Raw genomic sequence first — 23127 nt, 5'->3', positions numbered from 1 at the left:
TTAGGAAATAGATAACTCTTATTATGTCGGTTTACACTGATTTTTAAGTTGATATTAAAAGTAGTTAAACACAAATTTCACAAATTTACACGAATTAAATCGTGTAAATTTGTGAAATTTGTGTTTAATATCCTATCCAATTTTTACCGCCACACGACAGGTTTTTAGATAGTTTTTTTTATTTTATTAATAGTGGTTTGCTTGTTTTAGTGATTTCTCCATTTGGTTTTACTACCAATTTAACAACGTCCTTACCTTTCTTGATTTTTATATTATACTGTTTTTTAGTAACATCTCCTTTCTCTTGGGTATAAAGGAATTTATCATTGACAATAGTCCACCCTGGATATGTTCTGTAAACAGAGTAAATCACCTCATTGGGAAGTTTTACATTTTTGAACTCTTCAACAACACGTATCAATTTCCCGGTATTATCGTAAGTTGCTGCCAGAGAACCATTTTTTGCCTCCATAATCAAAAGATATTCTTCAGCCCCTTCAGCGTCTTTACCAAGGTCATAAGCAATGAATTTTTCTTCTACAGCTCTTACTCTTTGATCAGGGCTATTACTGGGTAAAAAAACAGAAAAATCTTTTCCTGCTCTTTTAATAATAACTTCGGGTAGTTCTTCTATTTTAATTTTCCCTGTGTCCTGAGAATACGAAGATGTTGTTACAGCCAAAAAGACTAAAATAATAATAAATGTTTTCATAATGTTCAGTTTTAAATTAATATTGGGTTTTTATTTTTCAACAAACGATTTAATTTAAGTTTATCTTTATTGTTTATGTAATTCATTGTAAATCATAATTTTGCAATTATTTTTCTTGATCAAAAAATTCTTTATTCTAGTAAATTTAGGTTTTTTATTAGGAACTTTCAGTTAATATTTACTATAAGTTATGTTAATTTAAATTAATTTTCAAATAGTTTTTTAGTAGGAAAAAAGTACGTCTATTGTAGACAACTGAAAAAAAAAGCATCAATTTTAAAATTGATGCTTTCAAATATAACTGTTGTTCCGTCCTGAGATTGGGAACAAAAATAAATTGTTATGGAAAAAATTATTCCATTCCTTCCATTAAAATTTCTAAGATTTTAATTGCTGCCTCGCTAATTTTAGTGCCAGGACCAAATACGGCAACCGCGCCTGCATCAAACAAAAATTGATAATCTTGGGCAGGAATTACCCCGCCAACAACTACCATAATGTCTTCACGACCGTATTTTTTAAGTTCCTCTATCACTTGCGGAACCAGCGTTTTATGCCCTGCTGCGAGAGAAGAAACCCCTAGAATATGTACATCGTTTTCTATGGCTTGTTTGGCTGCTTCAGCTGGCGTTTGAAAAAGTGGGCCAATGTCCACATCAAAACCTACATCGGCATAACCTGTAGCGACAACTTTTGCTCCGCGATCGTGCCCGTCTTGCCCCATTTTGGCAATCATAATTCTTGGTCGACGGCCTTCTTTTTTAGCAAATTCATCCGCCAGTTGTTTCGCTTTTTCAAAGCTTTTGTCGTCTTTTATTTCTTTGCTATACACGCCGCTAAAGGATTTAATTTGTGCTTTGTATCTTCCGAAAACGGTTTCTAATGCATCGCTGATTTCACCTAATGTAGTTCGGTTTCTTGCAGCTTCTACGGCAATTTCCAGTAAATTACCTTCACCAGTTTGAGCACAAAGGGTTAATTTTTTAAGTGAATTCTGTACTTTTTCAGTATCTCTGGTTGCTTTAATTCGGTCTAATTGTTCCAGTTGCTGTTTTCGTACCATCTGGTTATCTACATCCAGGATTTGCAAAGGATCTTCTTTTTCTAATCGGTATTTATTGACACCTACAATTATATCCTGGCTGCTGTCTATTCTTGCTTGTTTTCTGGCAGCCGCTTCTTCGATACGCAATTTTGGAATTCCAGATTCAATGGCTTTGGTCATTCCCCCAAGTTCCTCCACTTCTTCGATTAGTTTCCAGGCGTTTTCGGCAATCTCATTTGTCAGACTTTCTACATAATAACTGCCTGCCCACGGATCAACTGTTTTAGTAATCTTAGTTTCTTCCTGTAAAAATATCTGAGTGTTTCTCGCAATTCTGGCAGAGAAATCGGTTGGTAAGGCAATAGCTTCGTCTAAAGCATTAGTGTGTAAGGATTGTGTTCCTCCAAAAGCGGCTGCTGAAGCTTCAATACAGGTTCGAGCCACATTGTTAAAAGGGTCTTGCTCTGTTAAACTCCAACCAGAGGTTTGACAGTGGGTTCGCAATGCCAATGATTTATCATCTTTTGGGTTGAATTGTTTTACCAGTTTTGCCCAAATCATTCTACCGGCACGCATTTTGGCAATTTCCATAAAATGGTTCATCCCAATGGCCCAAAAGAAAGAAAGGCGAGGAGCGAACTCATCAATTTTCATTCCTGTGGCAAGTCCTGTTCTAATGTATTCCAATCCATCGGCAAGTGTGTATGCCAATTCAATATCGGCAGTGGCACCGGCTTCCTGCATGTGATAACCTGATATCGAAATCGAATTGAATTTCGGCATTTTTTTACTGGTAAATTCAAAGATATCAGCAATGATTTTCATCGAGGGAGTTGGGGGATAAATATAAGTGTTACGCACCATGAACTCTTTCAGAATATCATTTTGTATCGTTCCCGAAAGTTTTTCCGGTTTTACCCCTTGTTCTTCGGCAGCGACAATATAAAAAGCCATGATTGGCAAAACGGCACCATTCATAGTCATAGAAACTGACATTTCATCTAAAGGGATTTGGTCGAATAATACTTTCATATCCTCAACCGAGTCAATTGCAACTCCCGCTTTTCCAACATCACCCACAACACGTTCGTGATCGGAATCGTATCCGCGATGTGTAGGTAAATCAAAAGCGATTGATAATCCCTTTTGCCCGGCGGCAAGATTTCTTCTGTAAAAAGCATTACTTTCTTCCGCTGTTGAAAATCCGGCATATTGTCTCACAGTCCAAGGTCTGCGCACATACATCGTTGCGTATGGTCCGCGTAAATTTGGTGCAAAACCAGCCCCAAAATCAAGATGGGTAAGATTTTCAATGTCTTGTTTTGAGTATGTTTCTTTTAATTCGATTCCTTCTGCTGTTAGAAATGCATAAGCCAAAGAATTTTCATTCTCAACTTTCAACGGCGTGCTTTCTAATTTTATATGTTGTAAATCTTTTCTTTTCATTTTTTTAGAAAATAATTTTATTGATTTTGAAGTTCTTTTAATATTAATTTTAACCCCTTTCAATCCACATTTCAGTATTTCTTGAAGTATCAAAAATAGCTTTAATTACAATTCTGTTATCGTAAATATTAAAATGAATTATGTAAGAGAAATTTTCAATTAAAGCTACTCTGGAATCGTTTTATCTTATTTGAAATTGGAGAGGATTTGACTTAATTATTTTCAAACTTTCTTTAAAAGAGTTTTTATATCTTTTGCCTAATTTAGGTTGTATATTTTTATACCATTCAAAAGTTTCTTTAAAATCAAGTTTAGCCTCTTCTATAATTACAATCTTATAATTCACCGTCAATTTCTTTTAGAAAATCATCAATGTCTTGAGCTGAAGAGGTATTTTTAAGATATTTTTCAGTTCTTTCTCTAACTTGGTCAATTTGCCATTGAGAGATTTCCATATTATTCGCTTTAGGAAGAATAATCATTTCAACTTCTTCAGCATTAAAATCATCTGGTAGCGTGATATTTGTTTTGTGATTTTTCACCTTAACGATTTGTCTTATGGCTTCCATTATTTTGTTTTTTAATAAATTAAATATAACTCTTTTTCAATCGTATAAATTCAAAATCTGTTTACTGATCACCGAACTCTGATTATTCTTTTTCCAGTCTCTCCTGTTCTATTTTTTCTGCCAGACGTTTCTTGATTATCGGGGTGATTAAGGTTTTTCTAGGATTTTGTTTTACAAAAGGAAACAATTCTAAATCGTGTTTCATTCTGTCATCCTTGTTGGGATATTTATTGGTTCCCAATAAAATTTCCTTTCCAGCATCAAATAATTCTTGTTCTTTGTCTGCACTTTCCTGGATTTTTCGTTTGATTAATCCCTCGTTTAACTGCTTTAAGAAACCTCCGTTGGCTTCGATATCTTTGAATAGAGCTAAAGATTTTTCAGCTAATTGATTGGTGATATTTTCGATGTAATAACTTCCGTCGGCTGGATTGTTGACTTTGTCAAAATAACTTTCATTCTTAAGAATCAATAACTGATTTCGGGCAATTCGATCGCCAAATTCATTGTCTTTATGATACAATGCGTCATAAGGTAAATTAGCAATAGCATCAGCACCACCAAGAATTGCCGACATACATTCCGTAGTCGTTCGCAACATATTTACGTTATAATCATAAAGTGTTTTGTTACGTTTTGTAGGGGAAACGATGATGTTACAATCCAGATTATGATTGTATTCTTTGGCAATTAGATTGAAAAGTAATCGTAAAGCACGAAGTTTTGCAATTTCAAAAAAGTAATTGGTCCCTACGGCAACTTCAAAAACTATGGGCTGATTTAGGATTGTTATTTTGTTGAAATATTCATTGGCATGCGCTAAACTATAAGCGATTTGCTGCACCATGTTAGCGCCCGCATTTTGATATAATGCAGAATTAATGCTTATTATAGAAGTAGCTGTTTCTTCTTTTGAAAGTAAATTCAGTGTTTCAAAATTATTTTTTTCTTTGGTTATAAACCAGTTTCCGTCTTTGGCCAATTGCCCGATAGGATCCAGATTACAAAAGATTGTCGCGTTTTTTTCTTTTGCAATTGTTTCAATTTTTTTTACGAAATCGATTGAAAGAAAAATCAAATTAAAGTAAATCGTTACCTTTTCTAAAGGAAGTTTTGCCAATAATTTTTCGATATCAATGGTATCATTTTCTATCGTAAAACGTAAACTTTCCGCACCTCGATTTATGGAGTCTAAAGCTCTTTCGATGGATTTTTCTATGTCATAAACAAAAATGCTTTGACATATTTTAAATTCGGTTGCTTTAGTAATAACCGGAAAAACTTTCGTGAATTCATCTTTATGATAAAATGGTTTTACCTTAATGTCTTCGGGTGAATTCCAAATTAATGTTTCATTATAATCGGCTCCATTGAGTTCAAATTGGATTTTTTGCTTCCATTCTTTGGAAGAAACGGGATTGAAATCATCGAAAAGGGTTGTAGCCATTTTGTTTGTTGTTTTCCTCACCCCAGCCATCTCCAAAGGAGAGGGAGCCGAAACTTGGTGTTATGTTTTTAATAATTACTATAAATTTTACATTCCAGTACCTTTGGGAAGGTTTGGGGATGGGATTTTATTTTTCAATCGTGTCACCTTCGAATTCGATGATATAAATATCTTCGCTATCTTTTTTCATATAGTATTTTTCGCGAGCGTATTTTTCTATTTGTTCTGAATTTTTTAATTGTTTGATGTTCTCTTGGTCTTTTTTTATTTCGCCTTTATAATAGGCTGCATTATCTTCGAGTTCCCCAATTTGCTTGTCTAGAAAACGGTGATCGAAATACGAATAATTATCAAGAAAAATCATCCATGTAGAAAAAAATAACAAGACCCAAACATACTTGTTGCTCAAGAATTTAAACCAAGGTTTGTTTTTATGCGGATTTGTCATCTAATGTGTTTTTAGCCCCGATTGAAGTGAAAATCCTTTCTAGTTCTGAACTTGTTTTAGGATACTGAAAACAAGTTCAGAACTAGAAAGATTGTAACGGAAAGCGGGAAATAGCTTCTAATAATTAATTGCAATAAAATTACAATAAAATTATAGAATTTTTTGATTTATTACCGCACGAACTACGTCTATGGCTACAGTATTGTATTTGTCGTTTGGTATTATGATGTCGGCAAATGCTTTAGTAGGTTCTATAAATTGCTCATGCATTGGTTTTAATGTCGTTTGGTATCGATTGATAACTTCGTGCATGTCACGGCCACGTTCTGCAATATCGCGTTTCATACGGCGGATTAATCTTTCGTCAGAATCAGCATGAACGTATATTTTTACATCAAATAAATCTCTTAATTCTGGATTTGCCAAAATTAAAATACCTTCGACAATCATCACTTTTCTGGGATGTGTAAAAACGGTGTCGTCAGTTCTGTTGTGCGTTACAAACGAATATACGGGTTGATGGATGTTGTTTCCTTCTTTTAATTCCTTAAGATGTGCCACCAATAATTCGAAATCAATGGCGCGCGGGTGGTCAAAATTGATTAGCGCTCTTTCATCAAAAGATAAACCATGGTTTTCCTTGTAGTACGAGTCTTGAGAAATAATACCAACTTCTGTTTGTGGTAATTCATTCATAATCTGATGAACAACGGTTGTTTTTCCGCTTCCCGTTCCGCCTGCAATTCCAATAATGAGCATAAATTCTTTGTTATGTTTCTATCACGCAAAAATAGGAATTAAATTGGGAGTGAATTTTATTTTGGAGAAATATTTGCTAATTTAATATAGGCCATGGTTTACTGTTGACTTTTCTTTTTTTTCGGGATTTAGTTGTGAAAAAATAATTTTCACTAAGTTTAGATTTATTTTTTTGCTCTTTAGAACTTGAAAAGGGCATAAAAAAAGGAGAATCAAACGAATGAATCTCCTTTCTATCTATTAAATTTAGTGTTATTTGTTCTTCTTCGCTTTGATCATCATTTCCAACTGATCCCAAAGTTCTTCGGGAATTGCTTCGAGAATATTGAATTGTCCGGCGCCTTTCAGCCATTCGCCACCGTCAATGACAACCACTTCTCCATTTACATAGGCTGAATAATCAGAAACTAAATAAGCCGCTAAATTGGCTAATTCCTGATGATCACCCACACGTTTTAAAGGCACCTTTTTTGCCATATCAAACTTTTCGGCTAAATCTCCCGGAAGTAATCTGTCCCAAGCGCCTTTAGTTGGGAAAGGCCCCGGCGCAATCGCATTAGAACGAATTCCGTATTTTGCCCATTCTACTGCAAGACTTCTTGTCATGGCCAAAACTCCCGCTTTTGCAGTAGCACTAGGCACCACATACGCCGAACCTGTCCAAGCGTAAGTCGTTACAATATTTAAAATGGTGGATGATTTTTGTTTGGTATCAATCCAATGTTTTCCAAATGCAAGGGTGCAGTTTTTAGAACCTTTTAATACAATGTCAATAACAGTGTCAAAAGCATTGGCAGATAGTCTTTCGGTTGGCGAAATAAAATTCCCTGCCGCATTATTCAGTAAAACATCCACTTTTCCAAAAGCTTTCAGTACTTCTTGCAGCATATTTTCTACTTCTTCATAATGACGTACGTCACATTGAAGAGGCAAACAAGTTCCTCCAGTTTCTGTTTCCAGTTCTGAAGCCGTGCTTTTTAGTTTCTCTAAATCTCTTGATGTAATGGCTACTTGCGCACCTAATTCCAAAAAATATTTAGTCATTGCTTTGCCTAAACCGCTACCGCCTCCGGTTACGACAATTACTTTGCCTTTCAAGGCATCATCACGTAACATTTTATCTGTATAACTCATAGTCTTTTATAATTTGAATTGTAAATATAATTAAATAGTATGCACGCATAATAAAAAACAAAATATTTTTTTTACTGAATAGCACACAATCTTTTAGCTGCAGCTTCCAATGTCGCATTATCTTTGGCAAAGCAAAAACGAATTAGTTTAAGATCTTTTCCGTCAGCATAAAAAGTCGAAATAGGAATAGCAGCAACACCGTGGTCTGTAATCAACCATTTGCAAAAATCAACATCATTTTTATCAGAAATAGAGGCGTAGGATGCAACCTGAAAATAAGTCCCTTCACAAGGCATGAGTTCGAACCGACTATTTTTTAATAATTGTCTAAAGTAGTTCCGTTTTTTCTGATAGAAGTTTCCTATCTCATTGACAGAAACCAAGTCCAAATACTCGCTAATGGCAACCTGACAAATACTATTTACGCTAAAGACCAAAAACTGATGTACCTTTTTGATTTCTTTCATCAAATGTTCAGGTGCTACTAAATAACCAACTTTCCAACCGGTAACATGAAATGATTTTCCAAATGAGGAAACCATCACGCAACGATTGAGTAATTTTTCGCGGCTATGTGCTGAAATATGCTTTTGTTCAAAAGTGATGTATTCATAAACTTCATCAGAGAGAACAATGATCTTTGAATATTTTTCTAATAGGGATTCTAAAATTTCAAAATCAGATTTATTTAAAATTTTCCCCGTCGGGTTATGCGGATTATTGATGATAATCATTTTGGTTTTCGAATTGCATGCTTTTTCTATCCTGTCCCAATTTGGCGTGTAATCATCGTTGAGCGACACCCGAACCGGATTTGCGTTGGATAATAATACGGGAGCTTCGTAGCAATCATAACTTGGATCCAGAATAAGCACTTCGTCATTGGTTTCCACCAATGCCGTTATGGTGGTAAAAATGGCTTGCGTAGCACCTGCGGTAATTAATAATTCGGTTTCGGGTTGAATAATCCTTTCGTATGAATTCTTGATGAATGCAGCAATTTTTGATAATAATGGGGGATGACCCGACATGGGTAAATATTGGTGTACATTTTCCTTTGCAAGTCGGGCTACAATATCCGTTAATCGTTCATCAACCGGAAAGTTTGGAAACCCCTGCGAAAGATTGATAGCATTATACTCGGTTGCCATTTTAGACATTATTGTAAATATGCTCGTACCAATATGTGGAAGTTTGCTCATAGAAAAAGACATTTATTATTATTCAGAAATGTATAAAAAAAAAGCCACCCGAAGGCAGCTTAAATTAAAGTTAATCGTAGTTATTTTTCTTTAACGATTTGTCCGTCCGCACTAACTACTAGTTTTCGAGTTTCTTTATCTTTTTTAATTTTAAGATTGTATTCTTTTTTAATTATATCACCTTCTTCTTGAGAATACAAATATTTGTCATTAATAATTTGCCATCCTGGAAAAGCTCTATAAACGGAGTAAACTACGCTACTTGGAAGTTTTACATTTTGATATTTTTCAACAACTCGTGTTAATTTTCCGTTTTCATTATAAGTAGCTGATAAAGAGCCGTCTTTTGTTTCCATTATCACCAAATAGTTTTCGTAACCTTCATAATCTTTACCCAGGTCGTAGGCAATAAATTTGTCTTGTAAATTCCTTACTTTTAAATCCGCATTTCGGTCTGGTAAATAAACAGAAAAATCCTTTCCAGCCTTTTTAATAACAACCGCCGGTAATTCTTCTATCTTAATATTTCCGTCAACTTTAAGCGTGTCTTGCGAATAAGAAACCGTAGTTAAACTTAAGACAAACAAAATAATAATTAATGATTTCATAATATTTAGTTTTAAAATTATTATTGTTTACGAAGAATTATAATGATTAATTAATTATGATAAGGCTTGTAAATTTCTCCCCCTTTTAATTCTTTTAAATTAATTTAAATCATTGTAGTTCAAAGTATTAAAGATTTGTTTTTGTTGAATTATGAATTCAATAAAATGGTGGGCATAAGTAAAGTTAATACTTTTTTTAGAATTTTACGGTTAATGATTTCTATAATTAATGTTAATTAAAGTTGCTTTTTTCAGCTAATTATTAATCGGAAAAAACCGCTATTATAGAAATGAATTTGAATATTGTTAATCACTAGAGGAAAAAAAATGAAAATTTTTACAATTATTCTAAAAGGAATTGCATTTTGAAGGTTTGTAAGTTTAGAGTATAAAATCGAGAGCATTATTTTCTGTTTTATTTCTAAAATAGCTAGAGTGTTTATTTTAGAATCGAAATAATCAAGACTACATCCTTATTAATTAAACCCAACGAGTTTAATTAGATTTAATTATTAAAAGTTACAAATTGTATAGATAATACTTATTGATTTTGTCATTTCGAGGAACCAAAAATCGCATTTTGTGAATCTATCATGTGATTCCTCCTCTGTCGGAATGACAAAATAACAACTTTTGTTATTTTTAAATAATTGCACCCAACAGGTTAATTAAGTTTTATGTTATAATTAATTTTGGACAATAATTTATAATTCAGGAATTTTACATTTTGTGAATTATAAAAATAGTGGGACGTTTATGTAGATCGATGATTTCTTTTTTCCAAGCTGCAATTTTCTTAGTCTTGATATATTCTGTTGGTAAGGTTATATCTGTAGCGATGCATAAATGGGTCTCGGGATGGAGAGTTTGTAATAAATCTTCTAGTAATTTATTGTTACGATATGGCGTTTCGATGAAAATCTGAGATTGATTTTTTTCGAAAGATACTCTCTCTAAGGTTTTAAAACTGGCTTTCTTTTCGTCTTTTTCAATAGGTAAATAGCCATGAAACGTGAAACTTTGACCATTCATGCCTGATGCCATCATCGCCAAAAGAATGGAAGAAGGACCTACCAAAGGAATAACCTGGATTCCTTTTTCATGGGCTAATTTTACAATTACAGCGCCCGGATCAGCTACACCGGGACAACCTGCTTCACTCATTAATCCCACATTTTTACCTTCCAATAAAGGTTTGATGAAATCTAAATGTTCTTTTATTTCAGTATGTTTATTCAAAACAAAAAGCTTTAGCTCGGATTGCTTCTTCTCGGGACTAACTTCCTTGATGGATTTGCGAGCTGTTTTATCGTTTTCAACAATATAATAATCAATAAAATCAATACTTCTTTTTATAGTCTGTGGCAAAACATCCATAGGATTGCAATCTCCCATAGTGGTAGGGATTAAATATAGTTTTCCTAAAAGAGTAGTTGATTTCATTGGTGCAATTTTATATTTCTAAAGCTAATTTAATAAATTGAAGTTTATTTATTGATGTTTGGCTATTAATTGCTTGGCAATCACATCGCATGCATCATCTAACATATTGTAAATGATTTCAAAACCGTTTGGTAAACCAAAGTATGGATCAGGAACATCTACATTTTCGTTAGGAAATAAAGCATTCAATACAAGGTGGACTTTTTCTTTTTGTTCTTGGTTTTCCGCAAGTTGCATTACATCATCGTAATTGGCATTATCCATTACAAATATATAGTCAAAAGAGTTGAAATCACTAGTGCTGAATTGTCTTCCTTTTTGTGTTGAAATATCTAACTTATATTTTTTTGCAACAGCAATGGAACGTTCATCAGGGGAATGACCAATGTGCCATGAACCTGTTCCTGCTGAATCTACTTTGAATTTATTTTTTGGAAGTTTAGCAGCCAATATTCCTTCAGCCAAAGGTGACCGACAAATATTTCCTAAACAAACCATTAAGATTTTTACGGGCATAATGCTTCTTATAGCGTTAATTTTTTATTAATGTCATCCACAAATTTTTTGAATTGTTTGTCGGTAGCCATTAAATTATCAACGGTTTTACAAGCATGCAATACGGTCGCATGATCACGATCACCAATTTGGGACCCAATATTAGCTAAAGATGCTTTTGTGAATTTTTTAGCAAAAAACATAGCCAACTGTCTGGCTTGTACTACATGCCTTTTTCTGGTTTTGGATTGAAGTGTTTCTAAATCCAATTGAAAATAATCAGAAACAATTTTCTGAATGTAATCAATCGAAATTTCTCGTTTTACATTCTTGACAAATTTCTCAACAACACTTTTTGCAAGTTCCAGTGTAACTTCTTTTTTGTTGAATGATGATTGGGCAATTAAAGAAATAATAGCCCCTTCCAATTCCCGTACATTCGATTTGATATTACGGGCAACGTATTCAATGATCTCTTCAGGAATTTCTACACCATCTCTGTATAATATATTTTTAAGGATAGAAATTCTGGTTTCATAATCTGGTTGGTGCAATTCAGCAGACAATCCCCATTTGAAACGAGATAATAAACGTTGTTCAATATCTTGCATATCAACAGGTGCTTTGTCCGAAGTCAAAATTACTTGTTTTCCATTTTGGTGTAAATAGTTGAATATGTGAAAAAATACATCTTGAGTTCCAGATTTTCCAGAAAGGAATTGAACATCATCAATAATTAAAACATCGATTAATTGATAGAAATGGATAAAATCATTTCTGTTGTTTTTCTTTACCGAGTCAATGTATTGTTGGGTGAAAATTTCAGCCGAGATGTATAAAACCGTTTTCTCAGGATATTTATCTTTTATTTCAACACCTATCGCATGCGCTAAATGTGTTTTCCCCAGACCAACACCACCAAAAATCAACAATGGATTGAATGAGGTTCCGCCTGGTTTATTGGCAACAGCCATTCCTGCAGATCTGGCTAATCTGTTAGAGTCTCCTTCGAGAAAATTGTCAAAACTATAGTTCGCATTTAATTGGGATTCAATTTTCAAATTGCGAATTCCAGGAATTACAAACGGGTTTTTTAATTCAGGGTTTAAGTTCTTGAACGGAGCATCAACTTCCTGAGGCTTCATAGGAACTCTGTTGGCACTTGGCAATTGTTCCGTAAACGGTTGTTTGTTGCCGTAAGTGTTTTCCATTCTGATTTTATAAAGTAACTTCGCATTTTTCCCAAGTTCTTTAGTAAGTGCCACTTTTAATAATTTCACGTAGTGTTCTTCTAACCATTCGTAGAAAAATTTACTTGGAACTTGAATATATAATGCGTTATCGGTAAGTTCAACTGATTTGATTGGTTCGAACCAAGTTTTGTAAGCTTGATCCTGAATGTTGTCTTTTATAAAAGACAAACAGTTTTCCCATACTGATTGAGCAGTTTTGTTCATATATTCGGTTAAATTATTTTTATTGGGGTATTTATTATCCTACAAAAAAAAGAGTGTGTTTCTATTATTTTTCAGGTTAACAAATATGTGAACAATTTTCTGTAAAAAAAAATATAATAGGTAATAATTTTATAAATTAATGTTGTAAGGCAAGTTATAAATTTTAAATTTTAATAAATATTTAATGAAAGATCATCAAATTCAAGTTCGGGTTCGCTACTCAGAAACGGACCAAATGGGCGTTGTTTATCATGGGAATTATATCCCATATTTTGAGATAGGAAGGGTGGAATGGCTTAGAAACAAAGGGATTTCGTATAAAAGTATGGAAGAAAGCGGGATTGCTTTACCGATTGTTTCTATGAACATAAATTATAAAAAATCTGCTCGATATGATGAGTTGCTTACCGTTCATACGGTTTTTAAAAGTCAGACTTCTGTGAAGATAGAATTTGATTGTGCTATTTATAATGAAGCGGAAGAGTTATTAACAACTGCACAATTTATTTTAGTTTTTGTGTCCTTAAAAACGGGTCGTCCAATTGCTCCTCCGGATTATATTTTAGAATTGTTAAAAACTATCGATTAACTGCTAAAAAAAACTGTTTAAACTCTAATTTAGCATTTTTTTATACTGATTTCAAAAATAGAATTAAAAATGTCGAAAATCATTTCGGCATTTTTTTTTCGAGTTTTAATCTCGATTTTCCCAATTGGAAGTCCTGAATTTTCATTTATTTCCATTTCTTGAGTCACAATTTCGAGCTTTTTTTCCTTAATTACTCGCATCACTTTATTCATGTTGATATAATCAAATGAGATTATAAAATGAATATCAATTGTTTTTTCGACTATTTCACACGCTTCAAGAATCATTTGAGCTGTCGTTTTGTAGGCAGAAATCAAACCTCCTACGCCTAATTTAACGCCGCCAAAAATGCGGACCACCACAATAAGCACATTGGTAACAGAAAATGACTGAATTTGACCATAAATAGGCATTCCTGCGCTATTGCTGGGTTCTCCATCATCATTTGCTCTATAGGTTATGGTGTCAGTACCTATTTGATAGGCATAACAGAAATGTCCGGCATTAGGATGTTCTTTTCGTAAACTGTCAATGATGGGTTTTACTTTGTCTTCGGATTGAATGGGGTAGGCGTAACCAAAGAATTTGCTGTTTTTTTCTTTGAATAGTACTGCTGAAGGAGAAAATTCAATGGTATTGTAGGTGTCTTTAAATTCCAAAAGGGATTGTTTTCTAAATTATTTTTTTGTCAAATAAATCAATAATATCTTCTTTGCCAACTTTTAAATGCCAAACTTCCAGCCCTAACTTGTGTGCAGCATCAGTATTTTCTTTTTTATCATCAATGAATAAAGTCCTCTTTGGAGACAATTCATGATTGTTTAAAATATAATTGAAAATTTCCGGACTTGGTTTCCTGAGTCCAACTTCAAAAGAAAAATATACTTTTTCAAAACATTGGTAAAAATCACTGTAAAAGGAAATTCCTGCTTTCTGTTCAAAAGTTTCTATGTGAATGGAATCGGTGTTGCTCAGTAAAAATAATCGATATTTTTTAGAAAGCATTTGAAGAAATTCCAATCGATACAGGGGGAAGTCTAATAGAATCGCATTCCAAGCAAACAGTATCTCTTTAATGCTTGCATTTGGGATGTGTTTTTGAATGCCAAAAAGAAAGTTTTCTCGCGAGATTTGTCCCATTTCAAACTGAGTATTTAAATGGTCTAAATCATCATTCCACTCGGATAATCCTAATTTTTTAAGGCCATCCATAGTGGCTTGTATATCTAAATTGATAAAGATATCTCCAAAATCAAAAATAATTGCATTAATCATCGTTTCTAGATAGTATTAGTTCATCACCACCAATTGTAAGTCTTTCGAATGGTCTTTTAACCATTGTTGGTGCTTTTATTCCTTCACTAATTTGGATGTCTCCAATAAAAATACGCGCTTCGTCCCAAAGATTTAAATCAATAAAGGTCTGTAAAGTTTTTCTGCCACCTTCAATAATTACGGATTGAATTTGATGATTGTAGAGTCTTTCAGTTATTTGTAGTGCTATATTTTGTTCGAAATCAATTACTTCAAAGATAATATTTTCTTTTTCAACTGCAGGTTTTAATTTCGAAAACACGATTGTTTTAACGTTGCTGTCAAAAAGATGGTGTTCGTTTGAAATGCGATTGTTTTGATCTAAAACAACCCGAATAGGATTGTTACCGGTCCAATCCCTCACGTCTAATTTTGGATTGTCATCCATAACGGTTTGGGTTCCTACAAGAATGGCTTGTTCTTCACTTCTCCATTTATGAACCAATTGTCTCGAATATTGATTGGTAATCCAAACTGGTTTTTTTTCTAATTTTTGTAAAGGAGCGATAAAGCCATCTTTGGTTTCGGCCCATTTCAAAATGATGTATGGTCTTTTCTTTTCGTGAAAAGTAAAAAAGCGTTTATTCAGTTCATTGCATTCGGCTTCAAGAATGCCAATGGTAACATTGATTCCGGCTTCGATTAATTTTTTGATGCCATTTCCAGCCACTTTCTCGTTTGGATCTGCAGTTCCTATAACGACATTTGGGATTCCAATTTTTATAATCAAATCACAACAAGGGGGCGTTTTTCCAAAATGACTGCACGGTTCTAGACTCACATAAATAGTCGCTTTTTTCAAAAGCGATTTATCTTTTACAGCATTTATCGCATTTACTTCGGCATGCGGTTCTCCTGCTTTTTTATGCCAGCCTTCTCCAATGATTTTACCGTCGTAAACTATCACGCTTCCAACCATAGGATTGGGATAGGTCGTTCCCAAGCCATTTTTGGCCAATTCGATGCAACGTTTTATGTATTTTTCATGTGTTTTCACTCTGCAAAAGTAGTTATTTTTGAGGTTAGCCATGAAGCTTGAGGATTTGTTTTAAAACTTTCGAAAATTATACTAAACAATTTCTACTTTTGTCAGTAAAATTAGCCCCGTTAAAAAATGGAAAATTACAGTATTAGAAAAATAAAAAAAGAGGACAATAGTGCAGTTGCAGCTTTAATAAGAGCTGTTTTTGACGAATTGAATATTCCAAAAGTTGGAACTGCTTACGAAGATCCTTATTTGGATTTGATGTTTGAGGAATACAATAAACCAAAATCGGTTTATTACGTCGTTGAAAAAGAAGGCCGAATTATCGGTTCAGCTGGAGTTGCTCAACTTGAAAATGAGGCGGAGAAGATTTGTGAATTGCAAAAAATGTATTTCTTTCCAGAAACTCGCGGTTTGGGAATAGGAAGCCAAATGATGGCCAAATGTTTGCAAAGTGCGAAGGATTTTGGTTTTGAGAAATGTTATTTAGAAACCATGCCTTTTATGCTCGATGCACAGAAATTATATAAAAAAGTAGGCTTCGAATACATAAGTGCTCCAATGGGAAGCACAGGCCATACTTCATGTCCAGTTTGGATGTTGAAGGATTTGTAAAGATAATTTATAATCATTTTTGAATAAAGATGAATTGCCGTTGGTTTTAACCAGCGGACTCTGAAATTTACATTATTATTGGCTTTAGCCAAAATTTGATGCTGAATTTTGGCGAAAGCCAATAGCTATTAATATATTTTATTCCGTTGATTAAAACCAACGGCAATTCAAACAATAAAATGAAAATAAAAGAATACAGAAGCCAATTTATTCAAGAACTCAATCCCATTTACGATGCGGGAGAAGCGGAGAGTTTTTTCTATTTGATTCTGGAAGATAAAAATCAGTTGAAAAGAATTGATTTGGCTTTGCGTCCTGATCTAGAATTTTCGCAAGAAGAAATTGTGGTTTGGAACTCCATTTTGGAACAACTAAAAAAGGAAATTCCAGTTCAATATTTATTGGGTAAAACGAGTTTTTATGGGTTGGATTTTGAAGTTAATGAAAACGTTTTGATTCCCAGATCGGAAACCGAAGAATTAGTCGAATGGATCATTAAAAGTAATTCAAAGATTACTTCGTCTGTTCGCCCTATGGGCTCGGGTGAAAAAATCAAAGATTTAAAAATTCTGGATATTGGAACCGGAAGCGGCTGCATCGCTATTTCATTGGCGAAAAATATTCCGAATTCACAGGTTTATGCCATAGATGTTTCTGAAAAAGCTTTGGCTACAGCCAATAAAAATGCGGAACTCAATAACGTAAAGGTTACTTTTATCGAACAAAACATTCTTGAAACAGAAGATTTGAAGCAACAATTTGACATCATAGTTTCCAATCCGCCCTATGTTCGGAATTTAGAAAAAGAGGAAATCAAGAAAAATGTTTTGGACAATGAACCTCATTTGGCTCTTTTCGTGGAGGATAATGATGCGTTGATTTTTTATAGGAAAATAGCGATATTGGCGCAAAAAAACCTTTCAGAAAATGGACATTTATTTTTTGAAATCAATCAATATTTAGGAAAAGAAATGATTGTTTTACTCGAAAAAATGAATTTCAAAAACATCGAACTTCGAAAAGATATTTATGGAAATGACAGGATGATTAGTTGCCATTGCGAAGAACGAAGCAATCGCCTTTAGCTTTGGTTGTTATATGCAAAAGTTTTGGTTTTGCAGGGGATGCGTGAGGGGTAGGAGCAAATTACCTTGTAATGCGGATGACCCGACCCCATTAAAAAAAGGGGCAACTTGCACGTATGCTGAGTAGCCCCTTTTTTTAATGGGGTCACGCCCAAATTGTTTTGGAAAATACAGAACGTGATTGCTTCGTTCCCCGCAATGACGCTAGAAAACTACTCATATCGCAAAGCCTCAATTGGATCCAGCAAAGCCGCTTTTACAGCAGGATATAAACCGGAAAATATTGCCACCATAAAACTAGTAATAAAGGCTGCCGAAATGGCTCCCCATGGAATTACAAAAACAAAATCCATAGCTGTCGCAATTCCAAAACCAATTAATATTCCAAAAATTATTCCTGCCAAACCGCCTAATTGCCCAATTAATAAAGTTTCTATAAAAAATTGAACGGCAATTGTTACTTTTTTAGCGCCCAATGCCTTACGAACTCCTATTTCACGGGTGCGCTCCGTCACCGAAACAATCATAATATTCATCAAAGCAATCGAAGATCCAAAAACGGTAATAATACCAATAAGCCAAGACGCAAGTCCTAGGTATTTGGTAATCCCTAAGATTCGATTAATAAGGTCATCACTTCGAACCACTCCAAAATTATTATCTTTTACCGGACTTAATTTACGAACTCCTCTCATCGTGCTTATGGCGTTATCAATGGCTTGATTCAATAATTCTTTTCTGGAAACCATGACACTTGTCGTGTAATTTATATTTGGTGCTGTAAACAGTGAACGAGCTACTTGAATAGGTATCAAAATCCTTAAATCTTGCTTATTGCCAAAAGTGGCCCCTTTTTCTTTTAAAACACCAATGACTCTAAATCGGGCTCCTCTAATCGATATAATTTTGTCGATTGGGTTGACATCTTTGAGTAATCCCTTTTCAAAATCAGAACCAACAACGCATACGTAAGCATTGTTTTGAATATCAAATCCGGTGAAATTTCGTCCTGAACTGGTTTCTAAACCAGAATTGGTCATGAAATATTCGTCGACTCCAACAATTGCATTTTCAGGATCCGTTTTAGCCCCTTCATACTTCACTTCGGCAGTAGTTGTAGCCGTAAAAGAAAGCGAAGTTTCAGTAAAAGGATACTTATATTTATTTTTGAAAGCAACAGCTTCCGGGTAGGAAATGATTGGATTTATGATTTTTCGTTCCTCTCCACCTTGTCTTCGAGCGGTATTTTCGTACTGATTGACATTAAAAGTGTTCGCTCCCATAGAAGCAAAATCAGATGAAATCGTGTTTTCCAGAGCAGCAACCACGGTTAGAATTCCAACCAATGCGGTAATTCCAATAGCAATTATCAAAACAGTAAGAATGGTTCTTAGCAGTTGTGTTTTGATAGATCCTAAAGCGATCCGAATATTTTCTTTGAATAATTTTAGCATAGTTTCTATTTGACACGAAAATACAATTTTTGTTACAAGTTTTCTTTTCTAAAATCCTAATTTATTTTTAGGAGCTATTTCCGACTTTCGTTACAAACGAAGTTCACTGAACTCAAATCTAAATATAAAATACGGGAAGTAATCAAGCGCTAAAAATAATTTATTTTCAATTGTCAAAAAGGAGCTTCCCTTGGTCGCTCTTTTCGCCAAGAAAATAATATTATTTTTAGCGCTTAATTTCCGCTCTATTCCGGGCTAGCAATTTGGGAAATAAAATGCGAATTTTTTTAGAAAGAATTATTTTAAAAAGTAAGATATTTGCAGGAAGAAATTTAAGATTTAAGTCCCGTCCCGAAACTTCGGGATTGGGATTAGATTTTAGATTTTCTAAAATGAAATATGATTTTGGATGTTTAAATCAATTTCGTTTCCTAAAGAAATGGATGAATAATCGTTCGTCAGTTCGAGTGTTTTATTAAAAAATGCGATAGCTTTTTTTAATAAAATGTATCGAGAACTCTAATGTTGTAGCTTCTCGATACTTTTTTGAATAGTAAAGCTGTCGCATTACTATTCAAAATCACTCGAATAGACGAGTAAATTAGTACGGGAACGACATTGATATTCGAATCTGAAATCTGCAATCTAAAATCTAATTAAAAAATGGCATCAAAACCAAGCATTCCAAAAGGCACAAGAGATTTTTCCCCAACTGAGGTGGCAAAACGACAATATATCATTCAGATCATAAAAAATAATTTCGAGAAATTTGGTTTCCAACCGATAGAAACACCTTCATTCGAAAACTCCGAAACCTTAATGGGAAAATATGGAGAAGAAGGCGATCGCTTGATTTTCAAAATATTAAATTCAGGGGATTATTTGGCGAAAGCCAATGCAACCCATTTAGAAAATAAAGACAGTACCAAACTGACTTCAAGTATTTCGGAAAAAGCATTGCGTTATGACTTAACCGTTCCCTTTGCTCGTTACGTAGTAAAGCACCAAAACGAAATTGAATTTCCATTCAAACGGTATCAAATACAACCCGTTTGGCGCGCTGACAGACCGCAAAAAGGACGTTTCAGAGAATTTTTTCAATGTGATGCTGATGTGGTAGGTTCGAAATCCTTGTGGCAGGAAGTGGAATTAGTACAATTATATGATACTGTTTTTACCGCTTTAGGTTTAAACGGAGTAACTATCAAAATCAACAATAGAAAAATATTATCTGGGATTGCCGAAGTGATTGGCGCATCAGATAAATTAATAGATTTCACTGTAGCTTTAGACAAGCTGGACAAAATAGGTGAGGATGGTGTGAAGAAGGAAATGATGGAGAAAGGAATTTCTGAAGAAGCGATCCTAAAAGTACAACCACTTTTCAGTTTTACCGGAACCATTTCTGAGAAAATAACGCAGCTTTCTGAATTGCTTTCTGAATCAGCAGAAGGAATGAAAGGAGTGGAGGAATTGCGTTTCATTTGTGACAACGTGATGAAATTGGGACTGAATAATTCCATTTTAGATTTAGATGTGACATTAGCACGAGGATTGAATTATTACACAGGAGCTATTTTTGAAGTGGCCCCGCCAAAATCAGTTGCTATGGGTTCCATTGGTGGTGGAGGTCGATACGATGATTTGACCGGAATTTTTGGATTGAAAGACATGAGCGGCGTTGGAATTTCATTCGGATTAGACCGAATTTACCTGGTTATCGAAGAGTTGAATTTATTTCCGGAAACAGTTACGGCAACTTCCAAAGCATTGTTTATTAATTACGGAGATCAAGAAGCTTTTTATGCATTGCAAGCCATTCAGAAATTGAGAGCTTCAGGAATAAAAGTAGAATTGTATCCAGATAATACAAAGGTGGCGAAACAATTTCAGCATGCTGACAAACGCGGAATTCCTTTTGCGGTGATAATTGGAGAACAGGAAATGGAATCCAATTTCTATTCGCTAAAAAATCTGATTACCGGAGAACAGGTTTCTGTTGATTTTGAAGGTTTAAAAAATGCATTGTTATACTATTAGGCTGAGGTCAATTATTATTCTATTTTTAAATTATTGGTAATCTGGGATATATAATTTGCATTTCTATCCGGCAAGGTCTTTTTTGACCTTGTAGGTATGACAAATTAATTGCAGCATACCTACAAGGTTTTTGAAACCTTGCAGGACTCCTTAACTTTTAATATACAGTGAATTATTAATTGAAGTCAGGTTACTAATTTTATAGCACAAAAAAAGCTTCGTTTGGAAAAACGAAGCTTTTTTTAATATAATACAATGGTGAATTAATAATTTTTTAGGGAACCTTTAGTTTTTTCATCTTTAAAAAAAACTTACACAAATTTATACAAACTATATCGAGATAATCATAAAATTATATTAAAATTTGCAGATTGAAGATGTAATTGTTTTAAGAAGAATAAAATGAAAATTAAAGGCTGTTTTAATAAAAGAGTGACAATTTGACATTTTGAAAGAATTGGCAGTACTTTTGCAATCCATAGAAAAGAATAAAAAATGAAGTTTAAGAATATTTTTAAAAATATAAGTAATATGACTACTGAAAATACAGAAATCGATCAAGAAATAGACGAAGTAACATTAGAGAATAATGCGAACGGAGAACAACTTATTATTGAGGAATTAAGTGTAGAAGAGCAATTAACACAAGACTTAGCCAAGGAAAAAGATAAGTATTTGCGTTTATTTGCTGAATTTGAAAATTACAAACGAAGAACTACAAAAGAGCGTATCGAGTTGTTTAAAACGGCAAACCAAGAGGTTTTATTGGCGATGCTTCCTGTTTTAGATGATTTTGACAGAGCTATGGTTGAAATAATCAAATCAGAAGATGAACTTTTATTGAAAGGTGTTGAACTTATCCATGAAAAATTAAAAAACACTTTAGTTTCAAAAGGATTAGAACAAGTTGAGGTTAAGACTGGCGATGTTTTTGATGCTGATTTTGCTGAAGCAATAACTCAAATTCCTGCTCCGAAAATGAAAGGGAAAATTGTTGATATTCTTGAAAAAGGATACAAATTGGGAGACAAAATCATCCGTTTTCCTAAAGTTGTTATTGGGCAGTAATAGATAGGCGATTAATCACGTCTTTGCATCACGCATAGAGGCGCACTAAGGTGCGGCTCAACAAAAGAAAAAATAAAAATGAAAAAAGATTTTTACGAAATATTAGGCATTTCAAAAAATGCTGATGCTGCCGAAATTAAAAAAGGTTACAGAAAGCAAGCAATTGCGCATCATCCTGACAAAAATCCTGGAGACAAATCGGCAGAAGAAAAATTCAAATTAGCAGCCGAAGCGTATGAAGTACTAAGCGATCCTCAGAAAAAAGCGAAATACGATCAATATGGTCATCAAGCATTTGATGGTTCAGGCGGTTTTGGCGGAGGTGGTCACGGCGGAATGAATATGGATGACATATTCAGTCAGTTTGGTGATATATTCGGAGGCGGTTTCGGAGGTTTTGGCGGAGGTGGCGGTGGCGGAGTTCGTCGCGCTAAAGGAAGCAACCTGCGTATCAAAGTAAAATTGACATTGGAAGAAATTGCCAATGGTGTTGAGAAAAAAGTAAAAGTAAAACGTAAGGTTCAAGCTCCGGGTGTTTCCTATAAAACCTGTTCTACTTGTAATGGTCAAGGTCAGGTAATGCGAGTTACCAATACCATTTTGGGTAGAATGCAATCTGCTTCAACCTGTCCGACCTGCGGAGGTTCTGGCCAGATTTTAGATAGAAAACCAGCAGAAGCAGATTCACAAGGAATGATTCTTGAAGATGAAACCGTATCTATAAAAATTCCCGCCGGTGTAGTTGACGGAATGCAATTGAAAGTGTCTAACAAAGGGAACGATGCTCCGGGGAATAGTATTCCTGGAGACTTAATTGTTGCCATTGAAGAACTGGAACATGAGTTCTTGAAACGCGAAGGAGAGAATTTGCATTACGATTTATACATCAGTTTTGCTGAAGCTGTTCTTGGAATTTCTAAAGATATCGAAGCGGTAAACGGTAAAGTGAGAATTAAATTGGAAGAAGGAATTCAATCCGGTAAAATTCTTAGACTAAAAGGAAAAGGTATTCCAAATATCAACGGTTATGGTAGTGGAGATTTATTAGTGCATGTGAATGTTTGGACGCCAAAAACATTGAACAAAGAGCAAAAACAATTTTTTGAAAATGCATTGACGGATGAGAATTTTATTCCAAATCCTGAAAAATCAGACAAATCATTTTTCGAGAAAGTAAAAGATATGTTTTCGTAATAGTAAATCTAGGGACTC

General features: G+C 34.1%; 22 protein-coding genes. 6 read left to right on the top strand and 16 right to left on the bottom strand.

Annotated elements, in window-relative coordinates:
• Positions 1-178: 178 nt before the first annotated feature.
• The 12 genes from ACFX5E_RS11405 to dnaA form a co-directional block, all read right to left on the bottom strand.
• Complete coding sequence (locus tag ACFX5E_RS11405) at positions 179-712, bottom strand: hypothetical protein (protein ID WP_379855282.1); 534 nt, start codon at positions 710-712, stop codon at positions 179-181.
• 352 nt (positions 713-1064) lie between these two features.
• Positions 1065-3203, bottom strand: a complete 2139-nt coding sequence (gene scpA / locus ACFX5E_RS11400; RefSeq protein ID WP_379855281.1) for a methylmalonyl-CoA mutase — start codon at positions 3201-3203, stop codon at positions 1065-1067.
• A gap of 335 nt (positions 3204-3538) precedes the next feature.
• Complete coding sequence (locus tag ACFX5E_RS11395; protein ID WP_379855280.1) at positions 3539-3772, bottom strand: hypothetical protein; 234 nt, start codon at positions 3770-3772, stop codon at positions 3539-3541.
• A gap of 82 nt (positions 3773-3854) precedes the next feature.
• On the bottom strand, positions 3855-5219 hold the full coding sequence (locus ACFX5E_RS11390) for a methylmalonyl-CoA mutase subunit beta (protein WP_379855279.1): 1365 nt from the start codon (positions 5217-5219) through the stop codon (positions 3855-3857).
• A 127-nt stretch (positions 5220-5346) separates the two neighbouring features.
• Positions 5347-5667, bottom strand: coding sequence for an FtsB family cell division protein (locus ACFX5E_RS11385; RefSeq protein WP_379855278.1), 321 nt, complete (start codon positions 5665-5667; stop codon positions 5347-5349).
• A gap of 150 nt (positions 5668-5817) precedes the next feature.
• Positions 5818-6426 carry a uridine kinase gene (udk, locus tag ACFX5E_RS11380; RefSeq protein WP_379855277.1) on the bottom strand — a complete coding sequence of 203 codons (609 nt, stop codon included), beginning with the start codon at positions 6424-6426 and terminating at the stop codon, positions 5818-5820.
• A 252-nt stretch (positions 6427-6678) separates the two neighbouring features.
• Positions 6679-7560 carry an SDR family oxidoreductase gene (locus tag ACFX5E_RS11375; protein ID WP_379855276.1) on the bottom strand — a complete coding sequence of 294 codons (882 nt, stop codon included), beginning with the start codon at positions 7558-7560 and terminating at the stop codon, positions 6679-6681.
• 71 nt (positions 7561-7631) lie between these two features.
• Complete coding sequence (locus tag ACFX5E_RS11370; protein WP_379855275.1) at positions 7632-8762, bottom strand: methionine aminotransferase; 1131 nt, start codon at positions 8760-8762, stop codon at positions 7632-7634.
• Positions 8763-8842: 80 nt separating this feature from the next.
• Positions 8843-9370 carry a hypothetical protein gene (locus tag ACFX5E_RS11365; protein ID WP_379855274.1) on the bottom strand — a complete coding sequence of 176 codons (528 nt, stop codon included), beginning with the start codon at positions 9368-9370 and terminating at the stop codon, positions 8843-8845.
• Positions 9371-10090: 720 nt separating this feature from the next.
• Positions 10091-10813, bottom strand: a complete 723-nt coding sequence (locus ACFX5E_RS11360; protein ID WP_379855273.1) for an SAM-dependent methyltransferase — start codon at positions 10811-10813, stop codon at positions 10091-10093.
• Between the two features lie 48 nt (positions 10814-10861).
• Positions 10862-11329: a low molecular weight protein-tyrosine-phosphatase gene (locus ACFX5E_RS11355; RefSeq protein WP_379855272.1), complete on the bottom strand. Its 468-nt coding sequence runs from the start codon at positions 11327-11329 to the stop codon at positions 10862-10864.
• A gap of 8 nt (positions 11330-11337) precedes the next feature.
• A complete protein-coding gene (gene dnaA / locus ACFX5E_RS11350; RefSeq protein WP_073210580.1) occupies positions 11338-12765 on the bottom strand; it encodes a chromosomal replication initiator protein DnaA in 1428 nt (475 codons plus the stop codon).
• Between the two features lie 184 nt (positions 12766-12949).
• On the opposite strand from dnaA, the gene ACFX5E_RS11345 reads away from it, so the two are divergent.
• Complete coding sequence (locus tag ACFX5E_RS11345; RefSeq protein ID WP_379855271.1) at positions 12950-13354, top strand: acyl-CoA thioesterase; 405 nt, start codon at positions 12950-12952, stop codon at positions 13352-13354.
• 29 nt (positions 13355-13383) lie between these two features.
• Here the strand turns inward: ACFX5E_RS11345 and ACFX5E_RS11340 are convergent, their stop codons facing one another.
• Genes ACFX5E_RS11340 through ribD form a run of 3 tightly spaced genes read right to left on the bottom strand, consistent with a single transcriptional unit; the run spans position 13384 to position 15665 of the window.
• A complete protein-coding gene (locus tag ACFX5E_RS11340; protein WP_379855270.1) occupies positions 13384-14013 on the bottom strand; it encodes an IMPACT family protein in 630 nt (209 codons plus the stop codon).
• 13 nt (positions 14014-14026) lie between these two features.
• Entirely contained in the window at positions 14027-14629 is a 603-nt protein-coding gene (locus ACFX5E_RS11335) for an HAD family hydrolase (RefSeq protein ID WP_379855269.1), read from the bottom strand.
• On the bottom strand, positions 14622-15665 hold the full coding sequence (gene ribD / locus ACFX5E_RS11330) for a bifunctional diaminohydroxyphosphoribosylaminopyrimidine deaminase/5-amino-6-(5-phosphoribosylamino)uracil reductase RibD (protein ID WP_379855295.1): 1044 nt from the start codon (positions 15663-15665) through the stop codon (positions 14622-14624). Before ribD ends, ACFX5E_RS11335 begins: the two co-directional genes overlap by 8 nt.
• Positions 15666-15782: 117 nt before the next feature.
• On the opposite strand from ribD, the gene ACFX5E_RS11325 reads away from it, so the two are divergent.
• Complete coding sequence (locus ACFX5E_RS11325; protein WP_379855268.1) at positions 15783-16268, top strand: GNAT family N-acetyltransferase; 486 nt, start codon at positions 15783-15785, stop codon at positions 16266-16268.
• A 179-nt stretch (positions 16269-16447) separates the two neighbouring features.
• Positions 16448-17353, top strand: a complete 906-nt coding sequence (gene prmC / locus ACFX5E_RS11320) for a peptide chain release factor N(5)-glutamine methyltransferase (protein WP_379855267.1) — start codon at positions 16448-16450, stop codon at positions 17351-17353.
• Positions 17354-17565: 212 nt separating this feature from the next.
• Here the strand turns inward: prmC and ACFX5E_RS11315 are convergent, their stop codons facing one another.
• Positions 17566-18807 (bottom strand): ABC transporter permease, encoded by a 1242-nt coding sequence (locus tag ACFX5E_RS11315; RefSeq protein WP_379855266.1) that lies wholly within the window; start codon positions 18805-18807, stop codon positions 17566-17568.
• Positions 18808-19470: 663 nt separating this feature from the next.
• Between ACFX5E_RS11315 and hisS the strand changes: the two genes are divergently transcribed.
• The 3 genes from hisS to dnaJ all read left to right on the top strand — a co-directional run bounded on the left by hisS (position 19471) and on the right by dnaJ (position 23109).
• Positions 19471-20847, top strand: a complete 1377-nt coding sequence (hisS, locus tag ACFX5E_RS11310) for a histidine--tRNA ligase (RefSeq protein WP_379855265.1) — start codon at positions 19471-19473, stop codon at positions 20845-20847.
• Between the two features lie 495 nt (positions 20848-21342).
• The gene (locus ACFX5E_RS11305) at positions 21343-21915 is read left to right on the top strand and encodes a nucleotide exchange factor GrpE (protein ID WP_379855264.1); all 573 of its coding nucleotides are present in this window, start codon (positions 21343-21345) and stop codon (positions 21913-21915) included.
• Positions 21916-21993: 78 nt separating this feature from the next.
• Positions 21994-23109 carry a molecular chaperone DnaJ gene (gene dnaJ / locus ACFX5E_RS11300; RefSeq protein WP_379855263.1) on the top strand — a complete coding sequence of 372 codons (1116 nt, stop codon included), beginning with the start codon at positions 21994-21996 and terminating at the stop codon, positions 23107-23109.
• Positions 23110-23127 lie beyond the last annotated feature (18 nt).

This window comes from Flavobacterium xylosi (assembly GCF_042787345.1).
Lineage (GTDB): Bacteria > Bacteroidota > Bacteroidia > Flavobacteriales > Flavobacteriaceae > Flavobacterium > Flavobacterium xylosi.
The sequence above is the reverse complement of the archived record's forward strand: the minus strand, read 5'-3'. Positions and strand labels throughout refer to the sequence as shown.

Bases quoted from the DNA above. Each gene is read 5' to 3' on its own strand.
- ACFX5E_RS11405 (WP_379855282.1), bottom strand. From the start codon at position 712: ATGAAAACATTTATTATTATTTTAGTCTTTTTGGCTGTAACAACATCT.
- scpA (WP_379855281.1), bottom strand. From the start codon at position 3,203: ATGAAAAGAAAAGATTTACAACATATAAAATTAGAAAGCACGCCGTTG.
- ACFX5E_RS11395 (WP_379855280.1), bottom strand. From the start codon at position 3,772: ATGGAAGCCATAAGACAAATCGTTAAGGTGAAAAATCACAAAACAAAT.
- ACFX5E_RS11390 (WP_379855279.1), bottom strand. From the start codon at position 5,219: ATGGCTACAACCCTTTTCGATGATTTCAATCCCGTTTCTTCCAAAGAA.
- ACFX5E_RS11385 (WP_379855278.1), bottom strand. From the start codon at position 5,667: ATGACAAATCCGCATAAAAACAAACCTTGGTTTAAATTCTTGAGCAAC.
- udk (WP_379855277.1), bottom strand. From the start codon at position 6,426: ATGCTCATTATTGGAATTGCAGGCGGAACGGGAAGCGGAAAAACAACC.
- ACFX5E_RS11375 (WP_379855276.1), bottom strand. From the start codon at position 7,560: ATGAGTTATACAGATAAAATGTTACGTGATGATGCCTTGAAAGGCAAA.
- ACFX5E_RS11370 (WP_379855275.1), bottom strand. From the start codon at position 8,762: ATGAGCAAACTTCCACATATTGGTACGAGCATATTTACAATAATGTCT.
- ACFX5E_RS11365 (WP_379855274.1), bottom strand. From the start codon at position 9,370: ATGAAATCATTAATTATTATTTTGTTTGTCTTAAGTTTAACTACGGTT.
- ACFX5E_RS11360 (WP_379855273.1), bottom strand. From the start codon at position 10,813: ATGAAATCAACTACTCTTTTAGGAAAACTATATTTAATCCCTACCACT.
- ACFX5E_RS11355 (WP_379855272.1), bottom strand. From the start codon at position 11,329: ATGCCCGTAAAAATCTTAATGGTTTGTTTAGGAAATATTTGTCGGTCA.
- dnaA (WP_073210580.1), bottom strand. From the start codon at position 12,765: ATGAACAAAACTGCTCAATCAGTATGGGAAAACTGTTTGTCTTTTATA.
- ACFX5E_RS11345 (WP_379855271.1), top strand. From the start codon at position 12,950: ATGAAAGATCATCAAATTCAAGTTCGGGTTCGCTACTCAGAAACGGAC.
- ACFX5E_RS11335 (WP_379855269.1), bottom strand. From the start codon at position 14,629: ATGATTAATGCAATTATTTTTGATTTTGGAGATATCTTTATCAATTTA.
- ACFX5E_RS11325 (WP_379855268.1), top strand. From the start codon at position 15,783: ATGGAAAATTACAGTATTAGAAAAATAAAAAAAGAGGACAATAGTGCA.
- prmC (WP_379855267.1), top strand. From the start codon at position 16,448: ATGAAAATAAAAGAATACAGAAGCCAATTTATTCAAGAACTCAATCCC.
- ACFX5E_RS11315 (WP_379855266.1), bottom strand. From the start codon at position 18,807: ATGCTAAAATTATTCAAAGAAAATATTCGGATCGCTTTAGGATCTATC.
- hisS (WP_379855265.1), top strand. From the start codon at position 19,471: ATGGCATCAAAACCAAGCATTCCAAAAGGCACAAGAGATTTTTCCCCA.
- ACFX5E_RS11305 (WP_379855264.1), top strand. From the start codon at position 21,343: ATGAAGTTTAAGAATATTTTTAAAAATATAAGTAATATGACTACTGAA.
- dnaJ (WP_379855263.1), top strand. From the start codon at position 21,994: ATGAAAAAAGATTTTTACGAAATATTAGGCATTTCAAAAAATGCTGAT.